The organism is Cupriavidus sp. MPR-AND1C (assembly GCF_058809705.1).
In genome coordinates this window covers 67,091-84,708 of record NZ_JBXASU010000010.1, presented here as the reverse complement: position 1 = coordinate 84,708, position 17,618 = coordinate 67,091, and the positions used below count along the sequence as shown (strand labels likewise).

Annotated in this window: 19 protein-coding genes; 4 read left to right on the top strand and 15 right to left on the bottom strand. The window is 67.4% G+C overall.

The features are described from left to right. The first annotated feature begins 60 nt into the window (after window positions 1-60). Together AC1RWI_RS08710 and AC1RWI_RS08705 are read left to right on the top strand one after the other, a co-directional pair. A complete protein-coding gene (locus AC1RWI_RS08710) occupies window positions 61-945 on the top strand; it encodes a DUF1223 domain-containing protein (RefSeq protein ID WP_144409827.1) in 885 nt (294 codons plus the stop codon). Window positions 946-1,044: 99 nt separating this feature from the next. Further along, window positions 1,045-1,365, top strand: a complete 321-nt coding sequence (locus AC1RWI_RS08705) for a hypothetical protein (protein ID WP_043348426.1) — start codon at window positions 1,045-1,047, stop codon at window positions 1,363-1,365. Window positions 1,366-1,485: 120 nt separating this feature from the next. Here AC1RWI_RS08705 and AC1RWI_RS08700 read toward each other — a convergent pair whose 3' ends face one another. From AC1RWI_RS08700 to AC1RWI_RS08665, 8 genes are all read right to left on the bottom strand, one after another. Beyond that, a complete protein-coding gene (locus AC1RWI_RS08700) occupies window positions 1,486-1,833 on the bottom strand; it encodes an FKBP-type peptidyl-prolyl cis-trans isomerase (RefSeq protein ID WP_492865771.1) in 348 nt (115 codons plus the stop codon). Between the two features lie 96 nt (window positions 1,834-1,929). Next, entirely contained in the window at window positions 1,930-2,478 is a 549-nt protein-coding gene (locus tag AC1RWI_RS08695; RefSeq protein WP_043348422.1) for a YaeQ family protein, read from the bottom strand. 96 nt (window positions 2,479-2,574) lie between these two features. Further along, entirely contained in the window at window positions 2,575-3,279 is a 705-nt protein-coding gene (locus AC1RWI_RS08690; protein WP_052494645.1) for an alpha/beta hydrolase, read from the bottom strand. 18 nt (window positions 3,280-3,297) lie between these two features. Continuing rightward, window positions 3,298-3,609: a hypothetical protein gene (locus tag AC1RWI_RS08685; protein WP_043348418.1), complete on the bottom strand. Its 312-nt coding sequence runs from the start codon at window positions 3,607-3,609 to the stop codon at window positions 3,298-3,300. 145 nt (window positions 3,610-3,754) lie between these two features. Then, window positions 3,755-4,357, bottom strand: coding sequence for a YceI family protein (locus AC1RWI_RS08680; RefSeq protein WP_043348415.1), 603 nt, complete (start codon window positions 4,355-4,357; stop codon window positions 3,755-3,757). An 11-nt stretch (window positions 4,358-4,368) separates the two neighbouring features. After that, window positions 4,369-4,752: an MAPEG family protein gene (locus tag AC1RWI_RS08675; RefSeq protein WP_492865768.1), complete on the bottom strand. Its 384-nt coding sequence runs from the start codon at window positions 4,750-4,752 to the stop codon at window positions 4,369-4,371. A gap of 79 nt (window positions 4,753-4,831) precedes the next feature. Further along, complete coding sequence (locus AC1RWI_RS08670; protein WP_043348411.1) at window positions 4,832-5,050, bottom strand: RNA-binding S4 domain-containing protein; 219 nt, start codon at window positions 5,048-5,050, stop codon at window positions 4,832-4,834. A gap of 4 nt (window positions 5,051-5,054) precedes the next feature. Continuing rightward, a complete protein-coding gene (locus AC1RWI_RS08665) occupies window positions 5,055-6,833 on the bottom strand; it encodes a glutamine--tRNA ligase/YqeY domain fusion protein (RefSeq protein ID WP_492865766.1) in 1,779 nt (592 codons plus the stop codon). Window positions 6,834-7,047: 214 nt separating this feature from the next. Between AC1RWI_RS08665 and AC1RWI_RS08660 the strand changes: the two genes are divergently transcribed. Beyond that, entirely contained in the window at window positions 7,048-8,487 is a 1,440-nt protein-coding gene (locus AC1RWI_RS08660) for a CoA transferase (protein WP_492865764.1), read from the top strand. Between the two features lie 64 nt (window positions 8,488-8,551). Here the strand turns inward: AC1RWI_RS08660 and AC1RWI_RS08655 are convergent, their stop codons facing one another. The 5 genes from AC1RWI_RS08655 to AC1RWI_RS08635 all read right to left on the bottom strand — a co-directional run bounded on the left by AC1RWI_RS08655 (window position 8,552) and on the right by AC1RWI_RS08635 (window position 13,716). Continuing rightward, entirely contained in the window at window positions 8,552-9,169 is a 618-nt protein-coding gene (locus tag AC1RWI_RS08655; protein WP_043348400.1) for an FMN-binding negative transcriptional regulator, read from the bottom strand. A gap of 4 nt (window positions 9,170-9,173) precedes the next feature. Beyond that, window positions 9,174-9,794 carry a pyridoxamine 5'-phosphate oxidase family protein gene (locus AC1RWI_RS08650; protein WP_043348398.1) on the bottom strand — a complete coding sequence of 207 codons (621 nt, stop codon included), beginning with the start codon at window positions 9,792-9,794 and terminating at the stop codon, window positions 9,174-9,176. A gap of 123 nt (window positions 9,795-9,917) precedes the next feature. Beyond that, window positions 9,918-10,778: a PhzF family phenazine biosynthesis protein gene (locus AC1RWI_RS08645; RefSeq protein ID WP_492865761.1), complete on the bottom strand. Its 861-nt coding sequence runs from the start codon at window positions 10,776-10,778 to the stop codon at window positions 9,918-9,920. 264 nt (window positions 10,779-11,042) lie between these two features. Further along, window positions 11,043-12,668, bottom strand: a complete 1,626-nt coding sequence (gene ggt, locus AC1RWI_RS08640; RefSeq protein WP_043348394.1) for a gamma-glutamyltransferase — start codon at window positions 12,666-12,668, stop codon at window positions 11,043-11,045. Between the two features lie 70 nt (window positions 12,669-12,738). Next, window positions 12,739-13,716: a Bug family tripartite tricarboxylate transporter substrate binding protein gene (locus tag AC1RWI_RS08635; protein ID WP_492865759.1), complete on the bottom strand. Its 978-nt coding sequence runs from the start codon at window positions 13,714-13,716 to the stop codon at window positions 12,739-12,741. A gap of 259 nt (window positions 13,717-13,975) precedes the next feature. On the opposite strand from AC1RWI_RS08635, the gene AC1RWI_RS08630 reads away from it, so the two are divergent. Continuing rightward, complete coding sequence (locus AC1RWI_RS08630; protein WP_043348388.1) at window positions 13,976-14,893, top strand: LysR substrate-binding domain-containing protein; 918 nt, start codon at window positions 13,976-13,978, stop codon at window positions 14,891-14,893. Between the two features lie 445 nt (window positions 14,894-15,338). Here the strand turns inward: AC1RWI_RS08630 and AC1RWI_RS08625 are convergent, their stop codons facing one another. Continuing rightward, a complete protein-coding gene (locus AC1RWI_RS08625; protein ID WP_043348385.1) occupies window positions 15,339-16,841 on the bottom strand; it encodes a tripartite tricarboxylate transporter permease in 1,503 nt (500 codons plus the stop codon). 12 nt (window positions 16,842-16,853) lie between these two features. Further along, the gene (locus tag AC1RWI_RS08620) at window positions 16,854-17,315 is read right to left on the bottom strand and encodes a tripartite tricarboxylate transporter TctB family protein (RefSeq protein ID WP_043348382.1); all 462 of its coding nucleotides are present in this window, start codon (window positions 17,313-17,315) and stop codon (window positions 16,854-16,856) included. Window positions 17,316-17,618: the final 303 nt, after the last annotated feature.

Sequence of the window (17,618 nt, the reverse complement as noted above, 5' to 3'; positions counted from 1 at the left end):
TGTAAGGTCCGGCAGGCTGTATGCGACTGACAACGGTCAGGCAGCCTTCGGAGGTCCAGCATGCACAAGTATCTCAAACAATCGGCTCAGGCCGATGCCATCGCGCAACGGGCAGCCGGGCCGCGCACCCCTGCGCGTAAATCCTGCAAGCCCAGATCTTGGCCAATGCGCTGGGCGCCGATGCTGATGCTCGCCGCGCTGGCCGGCCCGGTGCGCGCTGCGGCCAGCGCCGTGCCGGCCGCGTGCCTGCATGACAGCCCACCCCAGCGGCTAGCGCTGATCGAGCTCTACACGTCGGAGGGCTGTAGCAGCTGTCCGCCGGCCGATCACTGGCTCGGCACGCAGGCCGCTCGGTTGCCGGCCTCGCAGGCGCTGGCGCTGCACGTCGACTACTGGGACAGCCTGGGCTGGCGCGACCGCTTTGCCAGCCCGGTGTTCACCGCTCGCCAGCGCACGCTGGCGGGCGCGGTCGGCAGTCATACCGTATATACGCCCGAGGTGTTTGTCGGCGCGCGCGAGCAGCGCCGCTGGCACGACGCAGGCGAGGTCGCGGCGCGCGTCGCCGAGATCAACGCGCAAGCGCCCGGCGCCTCGCTTCGGCTGGGCTGGCAGGCGCTCTCCGCCGGGCAAGCGCAGGTCGCGCTGAACGTGACACCGGCGGCCCGCTCCGGGCCACTGCAGGCCTATGCCGCGCTGGTCGAGGACGGGCTGGTGTCGTCGGTGAAGGCCGGCGAGAATCAAGGCGCCACGCTGCGTCACGAGCGTGTCGTGCGGCTCTGGCTGGGCCCCTTCACGGTGCCGGCCGAGGGGCTGGCCTGGTCGGGCAGCGTGCCGTTGCCAACCGGGGCCGACCCGCGCAAGCTGGCCTGGGTTGCCTTCGCGCAGCAGCCCGGCGCCGAGGTGGCGCAGGCGGTGCTGGCGCCGCGCTGCGAACTGCCCCGGTGACGCAGGGATTCCTGTCGCGGACTGGCACTATCTGCTGGGCAAGGTGGCGGTATCACCTGCTATGTCTTTACAATGGGGCATCAACCAGGAGAACAGGCTATGGCGCGCACGCTCACGGTAGTTTTCGGTACCGGCAAGGAATTTGGCTTCACCATTGGCGACGCAGAGTTGGCGGCGGTCACCGAGGATGCTGGCTGGCGCTGGTTCGACCGCGAGTACGCCGAGCTCGATTGCCAGGCCTCCAGTCCGGTCGGCAAAGTGCTGGTGATCGACAAGATCCTCAGCGTGGCCAAGTTCTCCGGCGAGCAGCGCTTCAGCGGCGATGCCGCGTGGGCCCAGGACTACGCCCGCCATGCCGCCCGCCTGCTGGACCGCGACAAGGTCCGGGTCGACGTGGGCAACGCCGCGATCAGTTTCTGATCGCGGCCTGTCGGCAGCGCAATGCAAGGAGGGGCGCCCGTGGGCGCCCCTCTTTCTTGTCCCTTCCGCGCAAGGTGCGGATGGATGCGCCCGGCCGCCGCCGCAGCGGCGGCCAGGCGATCAGACTGCCAGCAGTTCCACTTCGAACAGCAGCGTGGCGTTGGGCGGGATCACGCCGCCCGCGCCGCGCGCGCCGTAGCCCAGCTCGGCCGGGATCACCAGGCGGCGGGTGCCGCCAACCTTCATGCCTTGCACGCCTTCATCCCAGCCGCGGATGACGTGGCCGGCGCCCAGCGGGAACACGAACGGGTCGTTGCGGTCCTTGCTCGAGTCGAACTTGCGGCCGGCGTGCTCGTTCTCGTAGAGCCAGCCGGTGTAGTGCACCGTGACATGCTTGCCTGCCGTGGCTTCGGCGCCTTCGCCGGTGACGGTGTCTTCAAATTGCAGGCCGGAGGGAGTGGTATTCATGGATGGCTTCCTTGTGCTGTATCAGCGAGGGTCACGGGTTCGGTGAGGCTGGCGGCAAGCCGGCCGCACCGGGCGGATTGGTTGAACGGGTTTGGCTCAGCCCGCGGGCTGTTGCAGGACTTCGAGCGTGATGCGGACGTTGTGGTCGTCGTCGCTGACCCAGATCTCGCTATCCTGGATCGTCACCGACAGCCGCATGGCGCGCTGGGCCAGGGCGGCAAGTGCTTCCACCGCCTCGGCCGGCACATTGTAAATGGTCACGTTGCGCAGCTTGCCCGCCTTGCCGGCCATGCCCTTCCACCATTCACGCGCGCTCGCACCATTGTAGGTGAACACGGTGACGCGATCGGCACGGGCCGCGGCGCGCTTCAGGCGCGATTCGTCGGGCTGGCCCAGCTCGATCCAGTGTGCGATGTCGCCAGTGAGGGTCTTTTCCCACAGGTCCGGCTCGTCGGGCTCGTCCAGGCCGCGGGTGAAGGTCAAGGTGTCGCTGGCTTCGCAGGCAAAGGCCAGCAGCCGCACCATCATGCGCGCGTCGTTCTCCGACGGGTGCTTGGCAATAGTCAGGGCGTGGCTGCCGTAGTAGGGCCGATCCATGTCGGAGACGGACAGTTCGGCCTTGTAGATGGTGGATTTAAGAGCCATGAAGGAAGCGGGGGCGGCAAAGGCTGCGAGAAGCGAAAGGCCGCATCATACGTGAATCGGGCAGGGCGATCTCGCGCCGGACTTTCAAGTGCGCGCTCAGGCGCCCACGGCGCGTAGCGCGATCGCACTCAGCCTGTTGGCAAAGCCGGGCTGGTTCTGCCAGGCCTCGCCCAGCAAGTGGCCGGTATCCGGCAGGTCGATCACCTCCACGCGCTCGGCCAGGCCGGCGCGTTCGGCGAGCGTATCGGCGATGCCGGGCGGAATGACCGCATCCCCGGCGCCGCGCACCAGCGTCAGGCGGCCGCGGAACCCCGTAATGAGGTCGAAGGCGAGCGAGGCGCGCCAGCTGCCGGGGGTGCGCAGCACTGCCGTAAAGGCCGGGCCGAAGGGGAGTTCGAACGCGGCGGGGTCATAGGCGGCGCCTACCAGCGTCAGCAGCCGTCCGATATGGTTGCGCGGGTCGGCGGCCAGCCGCACGGCGATTTCCCCGCTCATGCTGATACCGATCACGGCCCGGGGGGCGGTGCCGTCAAGGTGCGCCAGCGCCGCCTGGGCCTCGCGCAGGCGCTTGGCCAGCGAGTTAGGCGTGCGCGCCGAGCTTTCGCCGTGGCCGGAAAAATCAATGGCAACGCTGCCCACGCCCTGCGCGGCAAGCGCCTGGCGCAAGGCCAGCCAGCGCGCGCGGTGGCTGGTGCCCGCGCCGTGCAGCAGCAGGCAGCTTGCCCCGTTGCCGGTGTCGATGCGGTCGGCAGCCAGCGTTTCGGCGCCGGCCTCGATGTCAAAGCGCAGGGGCGTGCTCATGGCGGGCCTTGCGGCGCTTCAGCGGGATTTCTTGTAATCGCTCAGGTAGTAGCGCAGCAGCGCCGACGCCAGCGTCAGGCAGAGAAAAGCGATGGCGATCACCATGGCGTGCCCGGCAGGGCTGTCGATCTGTCCCGACAGGGCCAGGCTGGCCAGCCAGCTGCCTACCGGCAGGATCAGCAGGGGCACCAGCAGTGCGCGGCGCCCATAGGTGCGCAGGGCCCACGCGGGGAAATTGCGCAGGAAGGCCATCGGGATGCTGCAGAGCAGGCAGGCGCCCGCGGCGGCTAGCGAGGCCGCCACCACATCCCCAACTTGAATCGTGATCATTGTTCTCGGGTTTCCCGTTCAGGCGGAGGCCGCGAGAGGGCCTGCCGAAAAAATGCAAACCGCTGATTCTACAGAAGAATTCCGGCTTTCAGGTGTCGCGGGGCCGACATGCCGCAGCGGCAAGAAGGCAAGCGTGACGTGGCTGTCACTCCAGCGCCGGCAGTGCCGGCATGGCTTCCACCGACATGGTCAGAACCACGGTATCGCCTACGTCCGGCAGGAAGCGGGTCATGCCAAACGCGCTGCGCGAGAGCACGGCGCGGAAATCTCCGCCGCAAACGTGGCGCTTGATGCCGAACAGTGAGATCTCGCCGCAACTGAAGCGCTCGGCTTCCAGCCGCAGCGGCTGCGTGACGCCGTGCAGGGTCAGTTCGCCTTCCACGGCTACCAGCCGGTCCCCGTCCCGCACGAAGCGATTCGCGCGCAGCCGGACCACGGGAAAATTCTGGGCATCGAGAAACTGGGCCGAACGCAGGATGCCGTCCAGCGTGCGGTTGCCGGAATCGACCGAGTCGGCATCGACCGTGAAATCGATCGCGCCGCTGCCGCTGGCCTCGTCAAAGCTGATGCGGCCATCGATCTTGCCGAAGCGGCCGCGCACCGAGGTGCGCTCAAAGTGGCTGGCGGCGAAGTACACCGTGGTGTGCGTCGGGTCCACCGTGAAGTTGACAGGCTGCGCCTGCACCGTGCCGGGCAGGCATGGCGCCAGCAGGCAGAGCGCGCAAGCGACAGTTGCCGAAAGCCGCATGATGCGTGTCCTCAGTGGACGAACACCGGCAACAGGAAGATACCGATCACCGACAGGAAGCCGACGGTCCAGCACAGCGTGCGCAAGGTGGCGCGATCTGCCAGGTAGCACACGGTGTACAGGATGCGCGCGGCGAGGAAGACCAGCGCCAGTTCATCGATGCGCGCCGCCGGTGCTTGCAGGTGCGTGGCGCTCAGCACGGCCGCGGCGAAGAAGGGGAAGGCCTCGAAGTGATTGCGGTGCGCCATGTCGGCGCGCCGCGCGCGCCCGGCCTGCTTTTCCAGCCAGCCGCGCGGGTCATGGTTGTCGAAGGCGCGTCCGCTCGCCTTGGCCACGCCCACCGTCACGACGGGCAGGATCCCCGCCAGCAGCACACACCAGAATGCGATCGGCATCGTCATTTCCTTTGCTTGGAGGAAAACGCCCGGCGACCGGACTGGCCGGCCGCCGGGCGTGCTCGCGAACGCGACGGCCTCAGGCTGCCACCACGCGGATCTTCACGCCAGCCACGCTGACCACCTGGCCGGCGCGGATCTTGGCGGTCTTGCGCGATTCCACCGCGCCGTCGACCGAGACTTCGCCGGCCGCCACCAGCGCCTTGCCGGCGCCGCCGCTGTCGCACACGCCGGCGACCTTGAGCAGGTCGTTCAGGGCGATATGCTCGCCCTCCAGCGGGAAGGTTACGGTTTGCATGGGCCTATTTCCCCCAGCTGTCGCGCAGCCCGACGATGCGGTTGAAGACCGGCTTGCCCGGCTTCGAATCCACGCGGTCGGCCACGAAGTAACCCTGGCGCTCGAACTGGAAGCGATCCTCCGGAGCGGCTTGCGCCAGGCCGGGTTCCAGGTAGGCGGTGACGATCTTCTTCGAGTCCGGGTTCAGCGCGTCGAGGAAGTTCTTGCCGCCGGCGTCCGGGTTCGGGTCGTTGAAGAGGCGGTCGTACAGACGCACTTCGGCTTCATAGGCATGCGCCACACTGACCCAATGGATGTTGCCCTTGACCTTGACGCTGTCCGCGCCCGGCGTGCCGCTGCGGGTCTCGGGCAGGTAGTTAGCGTGCACGGCGATGACCTTGCCGTCGGCGTCGCGGTCCACGCCCGTGCATTCGATCACATAGCCGTGGCGCAGGCGCACCTTGCTGCCCGGGGTGCCGTCCTCCTTGGGCGCAAACAGGCGGAAGTAGCCCTTGGGCGGCGCTTCGCTGAAGTCGTCGCGCTCGATCCACAGCTCGCGCGTGAGCGGGAAGACGCGCATGCCCAGTTCCGGCTTCTTCGGATGCACCGGCGCCGTGCAGTCGTCGCTCTGGCCTTCAGGGTAGTTGTCCAGGATCAGCTTGAGCGGATCCAGCACGGCGGCGCCACGCGCGGCGCGCGCGTCGAGGTCGTCGCGCACGGCGCCCTCCAGCGTGCTCATGTCGATCCAGCTATCGGACTTGGCCACGCCGATACGCTCGCAGAACAACTGGATCGATTCCGGCGTAAAGCCGCGGCGGCGCACGCCCACGATGGTGGGCATGCGCGGATCGTCCCAGCCGTCCACGCGGTTTTCAACCACCAGCTGCAGCAACTTGCGCTTGCTGGTGATGGCGTAGGTCAGGTTCAGGCGGGCGAACTCATACTGGTGCGGCAGCGGCTCGCTGAACACGCCGCATTCGCGCAGCTGCGCCAGCACCCAGTCGTACAGCGGGCGGTTGTTCTCGAACTCCAGCGTGCACAGCGAATGCGTGATGTTTTCCAGCGCGTCCGAGATGCAGTGGGTGAAGTCGTACATCGGGTAGATGCACCACTTGTCGCCCGTGCGGTGGTGATGCGCGTGGCGGATCCGGTAGATCACCGGATCGCGCATCACGATGTTGGGCGCGTTCATGTCGATCTTGGCGCGCAGCACGTGCTCGCCGTCGGCGTACTTGTCGTCGCGCATGTCGCGGAACAGCTGCAGGTTTTCCTCGACGCTGCGCTCGCGGAACGGCGAGGGCGTGCCCGGGCGGGAGAAGTCGCCGCGGTTGGTGGCGATCTGCTCGGCGCTTTGGCTATCCACGTAGGCGACGCCGCGCTCGATCAGTTTTTCGGCGAAGGCGTAGAGCTGGTCGAAGTAGTCGCTGGCGTAATACAGGTGCGACTGCTTGCTGCCGTCCTTGGCCGTGGTGTCCCAGCTGAAGCCGAGCCAGTGCACCGCGTCGATGATGGAATCGACGTATTCGGTGTCTTCCTTGACCGGGTTGGTGTCGTCGAAGCGCAGGTGGCAGCGGCCGCCGAAATCGCGCGCCATGCCGAAGTTCACGCAGATGCTCTTGGCGTGGCCGATATGCAGGTAGCCATTGGGCTCCGGCGGGAAGCGGGTGATGACGGGGGGCAACGGCTCGCCCTGGGCATCCTGGCGGCCGGCGTAGGTGCCGGCGGTGAGGTCCTGGTCGATGATGCTGCGCAGGAAATTGGATGCGGCGGTCGTGCTGTCGTTGGCTTTGGGGTCGTTGCTCATGGTGGCGCCGGTGGGCGGTTAAGTCAGGAGGCGGGGCGGCGGCCGGAGTCTGGCGCGCAGCCTGCCGCGCTGCTCGATTGCATGGCGGAATGCCGGATCGGGTGATTTTACCGTGCCGGGGACCAGAGTCGTGCAAACTCCGCGCCCGGGCGCAAAAACACCCGGCGCGGCCTAGGATGGAGAGAGCGCACCCGCCCTGTGGAGCCTTGCCGCCATGCCGACGCCAACTATTTCCCAAACCACCCGCCCAACCCCGCCAGACGCCGTAGCCGGGCTCTGGCTGGCCGCCGGGCTGCCAGCCGCCGCTCTGGACCGGCTGCAGCTCAGCGGTGCCGATCCGGTGCTGCCGTCGTCGTTCGCCGTGGGCACGGCCGCCCAGGCCAGCCTGGGCGCGTCGGCGCTGGCCGCCGCCATGCTGTGGCAGCAGCGCAGCGGGCGCTGGCAGGACGTGGCCGTCGACATGCGCCACGCCGTGGCCGAGTTCCGCAGCGAGCGCTACCTGCGTGTGGGCGGCGAGCCCGCGCCGGAGTTCCGCGACAAGGTGTCTGGCCTCTACCGTTGCGGCGACGGGCGCTGGGTACGCGTGCATGCCAATTTTCCCCATCATCGGGACGGCGTGCTGCGCATCCTGGGTTGCCTGCACGATCCCGCCGCGGTGCGCTCAGCGTTGCAGAAATGGGATGCCGAGGCCTTCGAGGCCACCGCCTCCGAGGCCGGCCTGGTCGTGGCGGCCCTGCGCAGCTTCGACGAATGGGACCGCCATGCACAGGGGCAGGCGTTGCACGGCATGCCGCCACTGACCATCGAGCGCATCGGCGAAGCGCAGCCGCAGCCGCTTGCCGCGCTGCCCGCCACCGGCGCGCGCCCACTGTGCGGCGTGCGCGTGCTGGATTTCACCCGCATCATCGCCGGGCCGGTAGCCGGACGCACGCTGGCCGCGCATGGCGCCGATGTGCTGCATGTGAGCGCGGCCCATCTGCCCAGCATTGCCCCGCTGGTGATCGACACTGGGCGCGGCAAGCGCGCCTGCCAGCTGGACCTGCGCGACCCCGACGACAAGCGGGCCCTGCACAAGCTGCTGCACGGCGCCGACGTGCTGATCCAGGGCTATCGCCCGCAGGGGCTGGCGGAGTTAGGGGTGGGGCCGGAGGCGGTGGCCCGCGCCCGCCCGGGCATCGTCTATGTGACGTTAAGCGCCTATGGGCACGTGGGTCCCTGGGCTGGCAAGCGCGGCTTCGATTCGCTGGTGCAGACTGCCAGCGGCTTCAATCATGCCGAAGCGCTCGCGGCGCACAGCGAGGAGCCGCTGCCGCTGCCGGCGCAAGTGCTGGATCATGCAGCCGGCTACCTGCTGGCGCTAGGCGCCATGGCCGGCCTGCATCGCCGTGCTGCCGAGGGCGGCAGCTGGCATGTGCGGGTGTCGCTGGCGCAGGTTGGCCAGTGGTTGCGCGGCCTGGGCCGGGTCGAGGGCGGGTTGCAGGCGCCGGACCCGTGCTTCGAGGACGTGGAAGACCTGCTGGTGACGTTGCCGTCGGGCTTTGGCGAATTGCGCGCGGTGTCGCATGCGGGGCGATTGTCCGAGACGCCCGCGTACTGGGCGCTGCCATCGGTGCCCCTGGGCACGCACGCGCCTGAGTGGCTGCCGCGCGCCTGAGCGGCGCATGGGCTGGGTTCGAAGCTGGCCGTGAGGGGGGCTTCAGGGGGTCTTCAGGCGTTCTTCATGCGCCCGTCATGCGCGCCATCCAGTCCGCCATGTCGCGCTCGGTGGGGCTGCCTTCCTGCTGGGCCGCGAGAATGCGGGCGCGGTCGCCCGCCGGGCGGTTCTGGCTGAGCTTGAACTTGGCTTCGATGCGCGTGGGCACGATGCGCAGGCCCACGATCGCGCCCAGCATTTTCTGCTGGAAATCCTCCGGCAGCGCGCGCCACTGCGCAGCGTAGCCGGGCTCGTTCTGCGTGATCAACCGCTTGAGCAGCGCATCCTTGGCGTCGGCGTCATGGATGGTGGCGATCTCTGCGTACACGTGCACGGCCACGTAGTTCCAGGTCGGCACCGACAGCTTTTGCTCGTACAACGATGGCGACACATAGCCATGCGGCCCCTGGAACACCAGCAGGGCGCTGGGCGTCTGCTCCAGCCAGCGCCAGTGCGGGTTGGCGCGCGCCATATGGCCTTCGATCTGCCAGGCGTCGCCGCTGCGCTGGGCCACCACCGGCAGGTGGGTGGCGAACGGCAGCCCGTCGGCGTCGTTGCCGACCAGCGTGGCAAAGGGGTAGCGGCGCATGACCTCGTCGATGGCGTCGCTTTCGGTGCTAGCGAAGTGGGATGGGGTGTACATGGGATCAATACAGGGTTTGTTTCATCCGCGCGGGCTGCGACTCGTCGTAGGCGACGCCGTCGAAGGGATCGCGGCTCACGGCGGCAAGGATGGTGCCGTTGCTCGGCAGGCTGCTGCGCGCCACCTGGGATTCCGGTGCCCACAGACTGGAGCGCACCAGCGCGCGGGCGCACTGGAAGAACACCGACTGGATCGAAATCACCAGCACGGTCGCCGGCGCCTTGCCATCCACGATGCAGCGCGCGATCAGCGCCGGGTCCACCGAGACGTGGGCGGTGCCCGCCACGCGGATGGTCTCGTTGACGCCCGGGATCAGGAACAGCAGGCCCACACGCGGGTCGGCGATGATGTTGCGCAGGCTGTCCAGGCGGTTGTTGCCGCGCCGGTCCGGCAGCAGCAGGGTGCGCTCATCGAGCACCTGCACAAAGCCCGGCGCATCGCCGCGCGGGGAGACTTCCGCGTACTCCGCGCGCACCGTGGACAGCAGGCAGAGCGGGGCGGCCTCGACGAAGGCACGGTAGTGCGGGTGCAGGTAGTCGACTTCCTTGGCGAGCGAGGCTTCGCCGGCTTCGGCGTAGTGGGCCTCCAGCTCGGCCAGCGTGGTCAGGGCGTGCGGCGTGGTCATGTTGGGTGGCGCATATGGGGCGGCGCATGTGGGGCGCTCGTCGGGGCGTTGGGAAGACCGGGCAGACGCTCACTGTAACGCAGTAGCGCGCCCTCTGTTGCGTTGACGCCGCAGTCCTGCGCGTTACAGGTTGATGGTGCCGCGTCCCAGCTCGATCACGCGCCCGCCCACGCGGATGGCCTGCTCACCGGTGACTTCCAGGCGCAGCGTGCACGGCCGGTCGACCGCCTCGCCCTGCGCGACCTGGTAGGCGGCCGGCAGCGCGTGGTCGTTGGCGATCAGCCAGCCGCCCAGGTTGGCGCAGGCCGAGCCGGTGCCCGGGTCCTCGGCCACGCCACCACCTTGCTTGGTGAAGAAATAGCGCGACACCACCTGGCCCGGCCGGGTCGGGTCGAACGCGAAGACGTAAGCGGTCTTGCGGCCCAGGCTGCTCTGCGGCCAGGACGCCAGGCGTGCGCCGTCAGGCTGCGCACGGCGCACCGCGTCCACGCTCTTCACGGGCACCATCAACTGGTCGGCGCCAGTGTCGACCCAGATCGGTGCCGCCAGCAAGTCGGTCTCGGCGAGCCCGAGCAGCGATGCCATCTGCGCATCCGGCAGGCCCGCCGGCGCTGTCCTGGGCGCACCCGCATGCGGCGCCGTGAAGGTCCACACGTCGCCCTGCGCGGTCACCGGCACCACGCCCGCCTTGAACGCCAGCGTGAGCGCGTCGCCGGTAGCGGCCAGGTCGCGCACCACATGGGCAGTGCCCAGCGTGGGATGGCCGGCAAAGGGCATTTCGTAGCCCGTGGTGAAAATCCGGACGTGCGCGCTGGCCTGCTCGGAGGGAAGGATAAAGGTGGTTTCGGACAGGTTGAACTGCAGTGCCAGGGCCTGCATGGTGGCGGTGTCGAGCCCGCGCGCATCCTCGAACACGCACAGGGGGTTGCCGCCGAAGGTGGATTCGGCAAAGACGTTGAGCAGGCGGAAAGCGTAGGTGGTCATGGCGGCCGGGGCGAAAGCAAAGGTGAAGGCCTCAGTGTAGTGCCCTACGCGGCGCACGCCATGCACAGTCGTTGCTTTGGCAAGCAGGCCAGTTGCGGACAGTTGGGTGAAGCGCCCGGCTCAGCGCATGGCTCTCAGCGACGCAGCCGATGCCAACCAGCAAACGCCCGTCGGCGCGCACGCCGTGCAGTTCCGTATCCAGGGCAGTGCAGGCAAAAAAAAGCCCACCTTGCGGTGGGCGCTCCCAGTACTACCTACCGGTACTCAAAATCCTACGGCCTGCCCGTCGCGCCGGCTGTCGCTGGCGGCCACATAGCCATGCTCGGCATCATCCGACAGGCGCCAGATAAACTGCCCCGAGCCGAAATCCATGTACGGGTCGTCGACCGACTTGAGCTGGTGGCCGCGCGCCTTCAGGCCGGCAACGACCGCCGGATCCATGGTGGATTCGACGTCCAGCGTGAAGTCGCGGTTGACCTTCCAGCGCGGCGCGCAGCAGGCCGCCTGCGGCTGCTGGTTGTAGTCCACCATGCGCACCACGGTCTGCAGATGCCCCTGCGGCTGCATGTCGCCGCCCATCACGCCGAAGCTCATCACCGGCTGGCCGTCCTTGGTCAGGAAGGCCGGGATGATGGTGTGGAAGGGGCGCTTGCCGCCGGCCACCACGTTGGGGGATTTCGGGTCCATCGAGAAGCCTACGCCGCGGTTCTGCAGGCTGATGCCGGTGCCCGGCACGACCACGCCGGAACCGAAGCCCATGTAGTTCGACTGGATGAACGAGATCATCATGCCGTTCTCGTCGGCGGCGCTCAGGTAGATGGTGCCCCCGACCTTGGGCATGCCGAAATCGAAGTGCGTGGCGCGCTCCATGTCGATCAGCTTGGCGCGTGATTTCAGGTATGCGTCGTCCAGCATCTGCTCGGGCGTGACTTCCATGCTGCCAGGGTCCGCCACGTAGCGATAGAGGTCGGCAAAGGCCAGTTTCATCGCCTCGATCTGCAGGTGCTGCGACTCGACCGAGTCCACCGGCAGCGCGGCCAAGTCGAACTGGCCGAGGATGCCCAGCGCCACCAGCGCGGCGATGCCCTGGCCATTCGGCGGGATCTCGTGCAGCTCAAAGCCGCGATAGGCCTTGCTGATCGGCTTGACCCAGTCCGGCTTGTAGTTGCGCAGGTCGTCGGCCGTCATGGCGCCGCCGCATTCCTTGCTGAAGGCGACGATCTTCTCGGCGATCTCGCCGTCGTAGTAGGCGCGGCCATTGCTGGCGCCGATCTTGCGCAGCGTGTCGGCGGCAGCCTTGAGCGTGAACTTCTCGCCCACGTTGGGTGCGCGGCCATTGGGCATGAAGGCTTCGGCGTAGCCAGGCTGGTCCTTGAGTTCCGGCACGGCGGCGGCCCACTTGTGCGCCACCACCGGCGGCACGGCATAGCCGCGCTCGGCGATCTCGATGGCGGGCTCCATCAGCTCGGCAAAGGGCAGCTTGCCAAAGCGCTCATGCAGCGCGGCCCAGCCGGCGATCACGCCCGGCACGGTGACGGCGTCCCAGCCGCGCACGGGGCGCTTGGCGATGCCGTTGGCATCCGTGCCGTACTTGCTCTTGAAATACTCGGGGCTCCATGCCGCCGGCGCCACGCCCGAAGCGTTCAGGCCATGCATTTCCTTGCCGTCCCACAGGATCGCGAAAGCATCGCTGCCCAGGCCGCACGAGACCGGCTCGACGATGGTGATGGCCGCCGCCGCGGCGATGGCTGCATCGACCGCGTTGCCGCCCTTGAGCAGCATGCGCAGGCCGGCCTGCGCCGCCAGCGGGTGCGAGGTGGACACCACGTTGCGCGCGAACAGCGGGATGCGCACGGAAGGGTAGGGATTGGTCCAGTTGAAGTTCTGCATGCTTGTCTCGGTTCGATGCGCTGGCAGCGCTTGGCCGCAATGCCGCGGCGGGCTTGCCAGCGCTCGTACGTTATTCCACGGTGATCTTGCGATCCTTGATCAGCTTACCCCAGCGCGCGCTGTCCTTCTTGACCATCGCGGCGAACTGGGCCGGCGTGCCGCCAACGGGTTCCGCGCCCAGCTTGCCCAGGCGCTCCTTCACGTCGGGCGCCTGGATCGCCTTGTTGAACTCGGCGTTGAGGCGGTTCACCAGCTCGGCTGGCATGTGCTTGGGGCCATAGATGCCGAACCAGGTATCGGACTCGAAGCCGGGCAGGCCAGACTCGCTGGCGGTCGGGATCTCGGGTGCCAGCGGCGAGCGCTTCAGGCTGGTCACGGCCAGCGCCTTGAGCTTGCCGTCCTTCACGTGCGGCAGGCCCGAGACGATGCTGTCAAACAGGATCTGCACCTTGTTGGAGATCAGGTCGGGCACGGCCAGCGCGGTGCCGCGATACGGGATGTGCGTGATGAACACGCCGGCCTGCGCCTTGAAGGCTTCGGCGGTCAGGTGCACCACGGTGCCATTGCCGCTGGATGCGTAGTTCAGCTCGCCAGGATGCTTCTTGGCGTAGTCGATCAGCTCCTTGACGTTCTTCACCGGCAGGCTGTTCGGCACCACCAGCACGTTGGTGGCGATCGCCACCTGGCCGATCGGCGTGAAGTCGGTCTCGGTGTTGTACGGCAGGCGCGTGTTGATGTACGGCCCGATCGAATGCGTGCTGGTCGTGGCGATCAGCAACGTGTAGCCGTCGGCCGGGGCCTTGGCGGCCATGTCGGAGCCGATGGCGCCGCCAGCGCCGGGCCGGTTGTCGACCACGATCTGCTGGCCCATGTTGGTGCCCACTTTCTGCGCGATGGCGCGAGCCAGCAAATCAGTCGCGCCGCTGGCCGGGAACGGCACGATCAGGCGGATCGGCTTGTTGGGGTAGGTGTCGGCGAGTGCCGGAACGGCGCTCAGCGCAAGTCCCGTGGCGAGGCTCGTGCCAACGAGGCGCAGCCAGTGTTTCATGGTGATCTCCGGATCGGGGAAGCAAGGCAAACGCAGGCCGGGGCCGGCCCTCGGGCAACACACCCCGCCGCGGATGCTGCCAGGCGGTGCTGCGGATCAATTATTCCGTGCAGGTCATCATAATGAAAGCTAATATTTCTTTCTTATGTCTAAAGGTTTTCTTAAGTATTGGTGCGCCGTATTGGTGCGCCGAACAAGACATAGGCCAACCCGCACACCAACCCGCACACACCAAGCCGCACATCATGACGTTCTCCCCATGAGCACCATCCGTTTCCTGCGCACGTTCGTCGCCGTGGCCGACCACGGCTCTTTTGCCGCGGCCTCCGAGCGGGTGGCCCTGACCCAGGCCGCGGTCAGCCTGCAGATGCGCGCGCTGGAGATGGAGCTGCGCCGCGAGCTGTTCGACCGGGGCGGCCGGGTGGTGGCGCTCAATGCCGGCGGGCGCGAACTGTTGCCGCAGGCGCGCCGCATGCTAGCGCTCTACGACGAGATGCGGCTGCCTCCGGAAGCGCCGGACGCGATGGCTGGCGCGGTAGCGGTGGGCGCGGTGGTGTCGGTCATGGGCGGCCTGTCGCATGTGGTGGCGCGCATGAAGCGCGAGTACCCGGCACTGGACGTGCGCCTGGTCAGCGCCAAGTCGATCGAGCTGGCGGCGCAGGTGGAGTCCGGTGAGCTGGATGCGGCGATGCTGGTGGAAGGGGCAGGCCGCCTGCCCGGCACATTGGTGTGGACGCCGCTTTACCAGGAGCCGCTGGTGGCGATTGCCGGGCGCGACAGCCCGGGCGCGAACGCGCGTGAAGCGCTGGCGGCCAACCCCTTCCTGCGTTTCGACCGCGGACAGCGCACCGGCATGCTGGTTGCGCGGGCGCTGCGCCGCGCGCATCTGCGCGTCAATGAGTTTCTCGAGCTGAACTCGATCGAGGCGCTCGTCGAGCTGGTGCGCCAGCAGGTGGGCGTGACCGTGGTGCCGTTGCTGCAGCGTGCGCGCTGGCTGGAGGACGAGGCGCTGCGCATCCTGCCGCTGGAAATCGGCGGCGCGCCGGTGCTGCGCACCATCGGCATGCTGGAGCGGCGCGACCAGGCGCGCCGCCACGTCACGGCGGCCGTGCGGGACGCCTGCGCAGGCCTGTTCGATGCCCCTGGCGCCGGCGAAAGGCACCTCGGGGGGGCTTGAGTCTGTCCCTGAGGGCACGCCTTACCCTGTTAAGCGCTTGCGGCAAGGTTCGCGCCATCAGCCAAGCCAGGGCCAACCGCCGGATGCCACTGGCGTTTCGTACCAATCGCCGAGCTTTCCCGAGCAACTCCTGAACGGCCGCTCGGCGCATCTGCTGGTGACCATGGATACGCCGCCCCGGTATTTCAAATGGATCTACCGCATGCCGGGCATCCGCCAGATGCGCAAGACCGCGCTGGAGTTCTGCGGGATCAAGCCGGTCCGCACCATGGCGTTCGGCCCGGTACCGGGCTCGCAGCCCGGGCAAAGGGCTGGCTGGCGCGCTTGCCGCCAGCATCCGGGCGCCGCAGCGGGCATGAAAAAAGGTGCCTTGCGGCACCTTGAGGGACTTCTGTGGCAGCGTCGCTCGCAGCCGGCACGGATACCGGCCGCGGGACTTGCTCTCTTATTCTTCCTGGAAAGCTTCCTCGCGCTTGTTCTTGATCGACGGCAGCGCCACGATCAGGACCAGCACGGCGGCCGCGATCAGCAGGCCAAGCGACAGCGGGCGGGTCAGGAACACGCTGAACTCGCCGCGCGACAGCAGCAGGGAGCGGCGGAAATTCTCTTCCATCATCGGCCCCAGCACGAAGCCCAGCAGCAACGGCGCCGGCTCGCACTTGAGCTTGATGAACAGGTAACCGATCACGCCGAAGGCCGCGGTCTGGAACACGTCGAACGTGGTGTTCTGGACCGAGTACACGCCGATGCAGCAGAACACCAGGATGGCCGGGTACAGGTAGCGGTAAGGCACCTTGAGCAGCTTGACCCAGATCCCGATCAGCGGCAGGTTCAGGATGATCAGCATGAAGTTGCCGATCCACATCGAGGCGATCAGGCCCCAGAACAGCGCGGGGTTGCTGGTCATGACCTGCGGGCCCGGCTGGATGTTGTGGATGGTCATCGCGCCCACCATCAGCGCCATCACGGCGTTGGGCGGAATGCCCAGCGTCAGCAGCGGGATGAAGGAGGTCTGCGCCGCGGCGTTGTTGGCCGATTCCGGACCTGCCACGCCTTCGATGGCGCCCTTGCCGAACTCATGCGAGAACTTCGAGGTCTTCTTTTCCAGCGAGTAGGCTGCAAACGAAGCCAGCGCCGCACCGCCGCCCGGCAGGATGCCCAGCGCGGAGCCCAGGAACGTGCCGCGAAGCACTGCCGGGATCATGCGCTTGAAGTCAGCCTTGGTCGGGAACAGGTTGGTGATGTGGTCCGTGAAGGTTTCGCGGGCATCTTTTTGCTCCAGGTTCGCGATGATTTCCGCGAAGCCGAACACACCCATGGCGACCGAGACGAAATTCAGACCGTCGGTCAGCTCAGGCACGTCGAACGAGAAGCGCGCTGCGCCCGAGTTCACGTCGGTGCCGACCAGGCCCAGCAGCAGCCCCAGCACGATCATGGCGATGGCCTTGACCAGCGAGCCCGAAGCCAGCACCACGGCGCCGATCAGGCCCAGCACCATCAGCGAGAAGTACTCGGCTGGGCCGAACTTGAAGGCCAGTTCCGACAGCGGCGCAGCGAACGCGGCCAGGATCAGGGTTGCCACGCAGCCGGCGAAGAACGAGCCTAGGCCGGCGGTGGCTAACGCCACCCCCGCTCGCCCTCGCCTGGCCATCTGGTAGCCATCGATGGTAGTCACCACCGACGACGATTCACCCGGCAGGTTGACCAGAATGGCGGTGGTGGAGCCACCGTACTGGGCGCCGTAGTAAATACCGGCCAGCATGATGAGCGCGGCCACCGGCGGCAGCGTGTAGGTCACCGGCAGCAGCATGGCGATGGTGGCCAGAGGCCCCAGGCCCGGCAGCACGCCGATCAGGGTGCCCAGCACGCAGCCTAGGAAGGCGTATGCGAGGTTTTGCAGGGTCAGGGCGGTCGAGAAGCCCAGGCCCAGGTTGGCTAGTAGTTCCATATGGCCGTCTCCTTATCCTGCCAAGAATGCCGGCCACACCGGCATCTGAAGATTGATGCCGTAGACGAAGGCGCCCAGGCTGATGATCACCAGGACGATGGCGTTGACAACGGCACCCTTCCAGCTGAATTCATGGCTGGCCATCGACGACACCAGCACCAGCACCAGCACCGACAGCACCATGCCCAGCGGCTTGAGCATCAGGCCGAACAGCACCACCGAACCCAGGATCCACAACAGGGTCTTGATGTCCCAGCGTGCGAGCTGGTCTTCTTCCTTCTTGGCGGACAGGGAACTCCACAGCACCAGCGCGCCGAGCAAGGCGAGCACGATGCCGAGCCAGAACGGGAAATACCCGGGGCCCATCTTCGCGGCAGTACCCATGGAATACCCGCGTGCGACCCAGGAAAAGCTGAATCCGACCAGGATGAACATCAGGCCGGAGGCAAAGTCCTTTTGGCTACGAATGCGCAAAATGATTCTCCTCGAAAAAACTGCTTGAAATCCGTGCGGCTAAGGATGTTGCGGTGCATCAAAAGCGCGCGCGCAACCGTCCCGCCGCTGGCAGGGAGGAAATTAAGGGGGCGACCTTTCAGCTACCTTTCAGATGTCTGCAAAAATGGTCAATCTGCGGGTATCTCCCTAGGAGACATCCAGGGGCCGCTTTCACGCCTGCGCGGCAGAGTGGTCATAGGGCTGCGCTATCATCAACGGCTGCACTGCCGTTGCCGATGCGTGCGCAGCCCGTGGCCGATGCGGCACGGCATGGAAAGGGAA

Bases quoted from the DNA above. Each gene is read 5' to 3' on its own strand.
- AC1RWI_RS08710 (WP_144409827.1), top strand. From the start codon at position 61: ATGCACAAGTATCTCAAACAATCGGCTCAGGCCGATGCCATCGCGCAA.
- AC1RWI_RS08705 (WP_043348426.1), top strand. From the start codon at position 1,045: ATGGCGCGCACGCTCACGGTAGTTTTCGGTACCGGCAAGGAATTTGGC.
- AC1RWI_RS08700 (WP_492865771.1), bottom strand. From the start codon at position 1,833: ATGAATACCACTCCCTCCGGCCTGCAATTTGAAGACACCGTCACCGGC.
- AC1RWI_RS08695 (WP_043348422.1), bottom strand. From the start codon at position 2,478: ATGGCTCTTAAATCCACCATCTACAAGGCCGAACTGTCCGTCTCCGAC.
- AC1RWI_RS08690 (WP_052494645.1), bottom strand. From the start codon at position 3,279: ATGAGCACGCCCCTGCGCTTTGACATCGAGGCCGGCGCCGAAACGCTG.
- AC1RWI_RS08685 (WP_043348418.1), bottom strand. From the start codon at position 3,609: ATGATCACGATTCAAGTTGGGGATGTGGTGGCGGCCTCGCTAGCCGCC.
- AC1RWI_RS08680 (WP_043348415.1), bottom strand. From the start codon at position 4,357: ATGCGGCTTTCGGCAACTGTCGCTTGCGCGCTCTGCCTGCTGGCGCCA.
- AC1RWI_RS08675 (WP_492865768.1), bottom strand. From the start codon at position 4,752: ATGCCGATCGCATTCTGGTGTGTGCTGCTGGCGGGGATCCTGCCCGTC.
- AC1RWI_RS08670 (WP_043348411.1), bottom strand. From the start codon at position 5,050: ATGCAAACCGTAACCTTCCCGCTGGAGGGCGAGCATATCGCCCTGAAC.
- AC1RWI_RS08665 (WP_492865766.1), bottom strand. From the start codon at position 6,833: ATGAGCAACGACCCCAAAGCCAACGACAGCACGACCGCCGCATCCAAT.
- AC1RWI_RS08660 (WP_492865764.1), top strand. From the start codon at position 7,048: ATGCCGACGCCAACTATTTCCCAAACCACCCGCCCAACCCCGCCAGAC.
- AC1RWI_RS08655 (WP_043348400.1), bottom strand. From the start codon at position 9,169: ATGTACACCCCATCCCACTTCGCTAGCACCGAAAGCGACGCCATCGAC.
- AC1RWI_RS08650 (WP_043348398.1), bottom strand. From the start codon at position 9,794: ATGACCACGCCGCACGCCCTGACCACGCTGGCCGAGCTGGAGGCCCAC.
- AC1RWI_RS08645 (WP_492865761.1), bottom strand. From the start codon at position 10,778: ATGACCACCTACGCTTTCCGCCTGCTCAACGTCTTTGCCGAATCCACC.
- ggt (WP_043348394.1), bottom strand. From the start codon at position 12,668: ATGCAGAACTTCAACTGGACCAATCCCTACCCTTCCGTGCGCATCCCG.
- AC1RWI_RS08635 (WP_492865759.1), bottom strand. From the start codon at position 13,716: ATGAAACACTGGCTGCGCCTCGTTGGCACGAGCCTCGCCACGGGACTT.
- AC1RWI_RS08630 (WP_043348388.1), top strand. From the start codon at position 13,976: ATGAGCACCATCCGTTTCCTGCGCACGTTCGTCGCCGTGGCCGACCAC.
- AC1RWI_RS08625 (WP_043348385.1), bottom strand. From the start codon at position 16,841: ATGGAACTACTAGCCAACCTGGGCCTGGGCTTCTCGACCGCCCTGACC.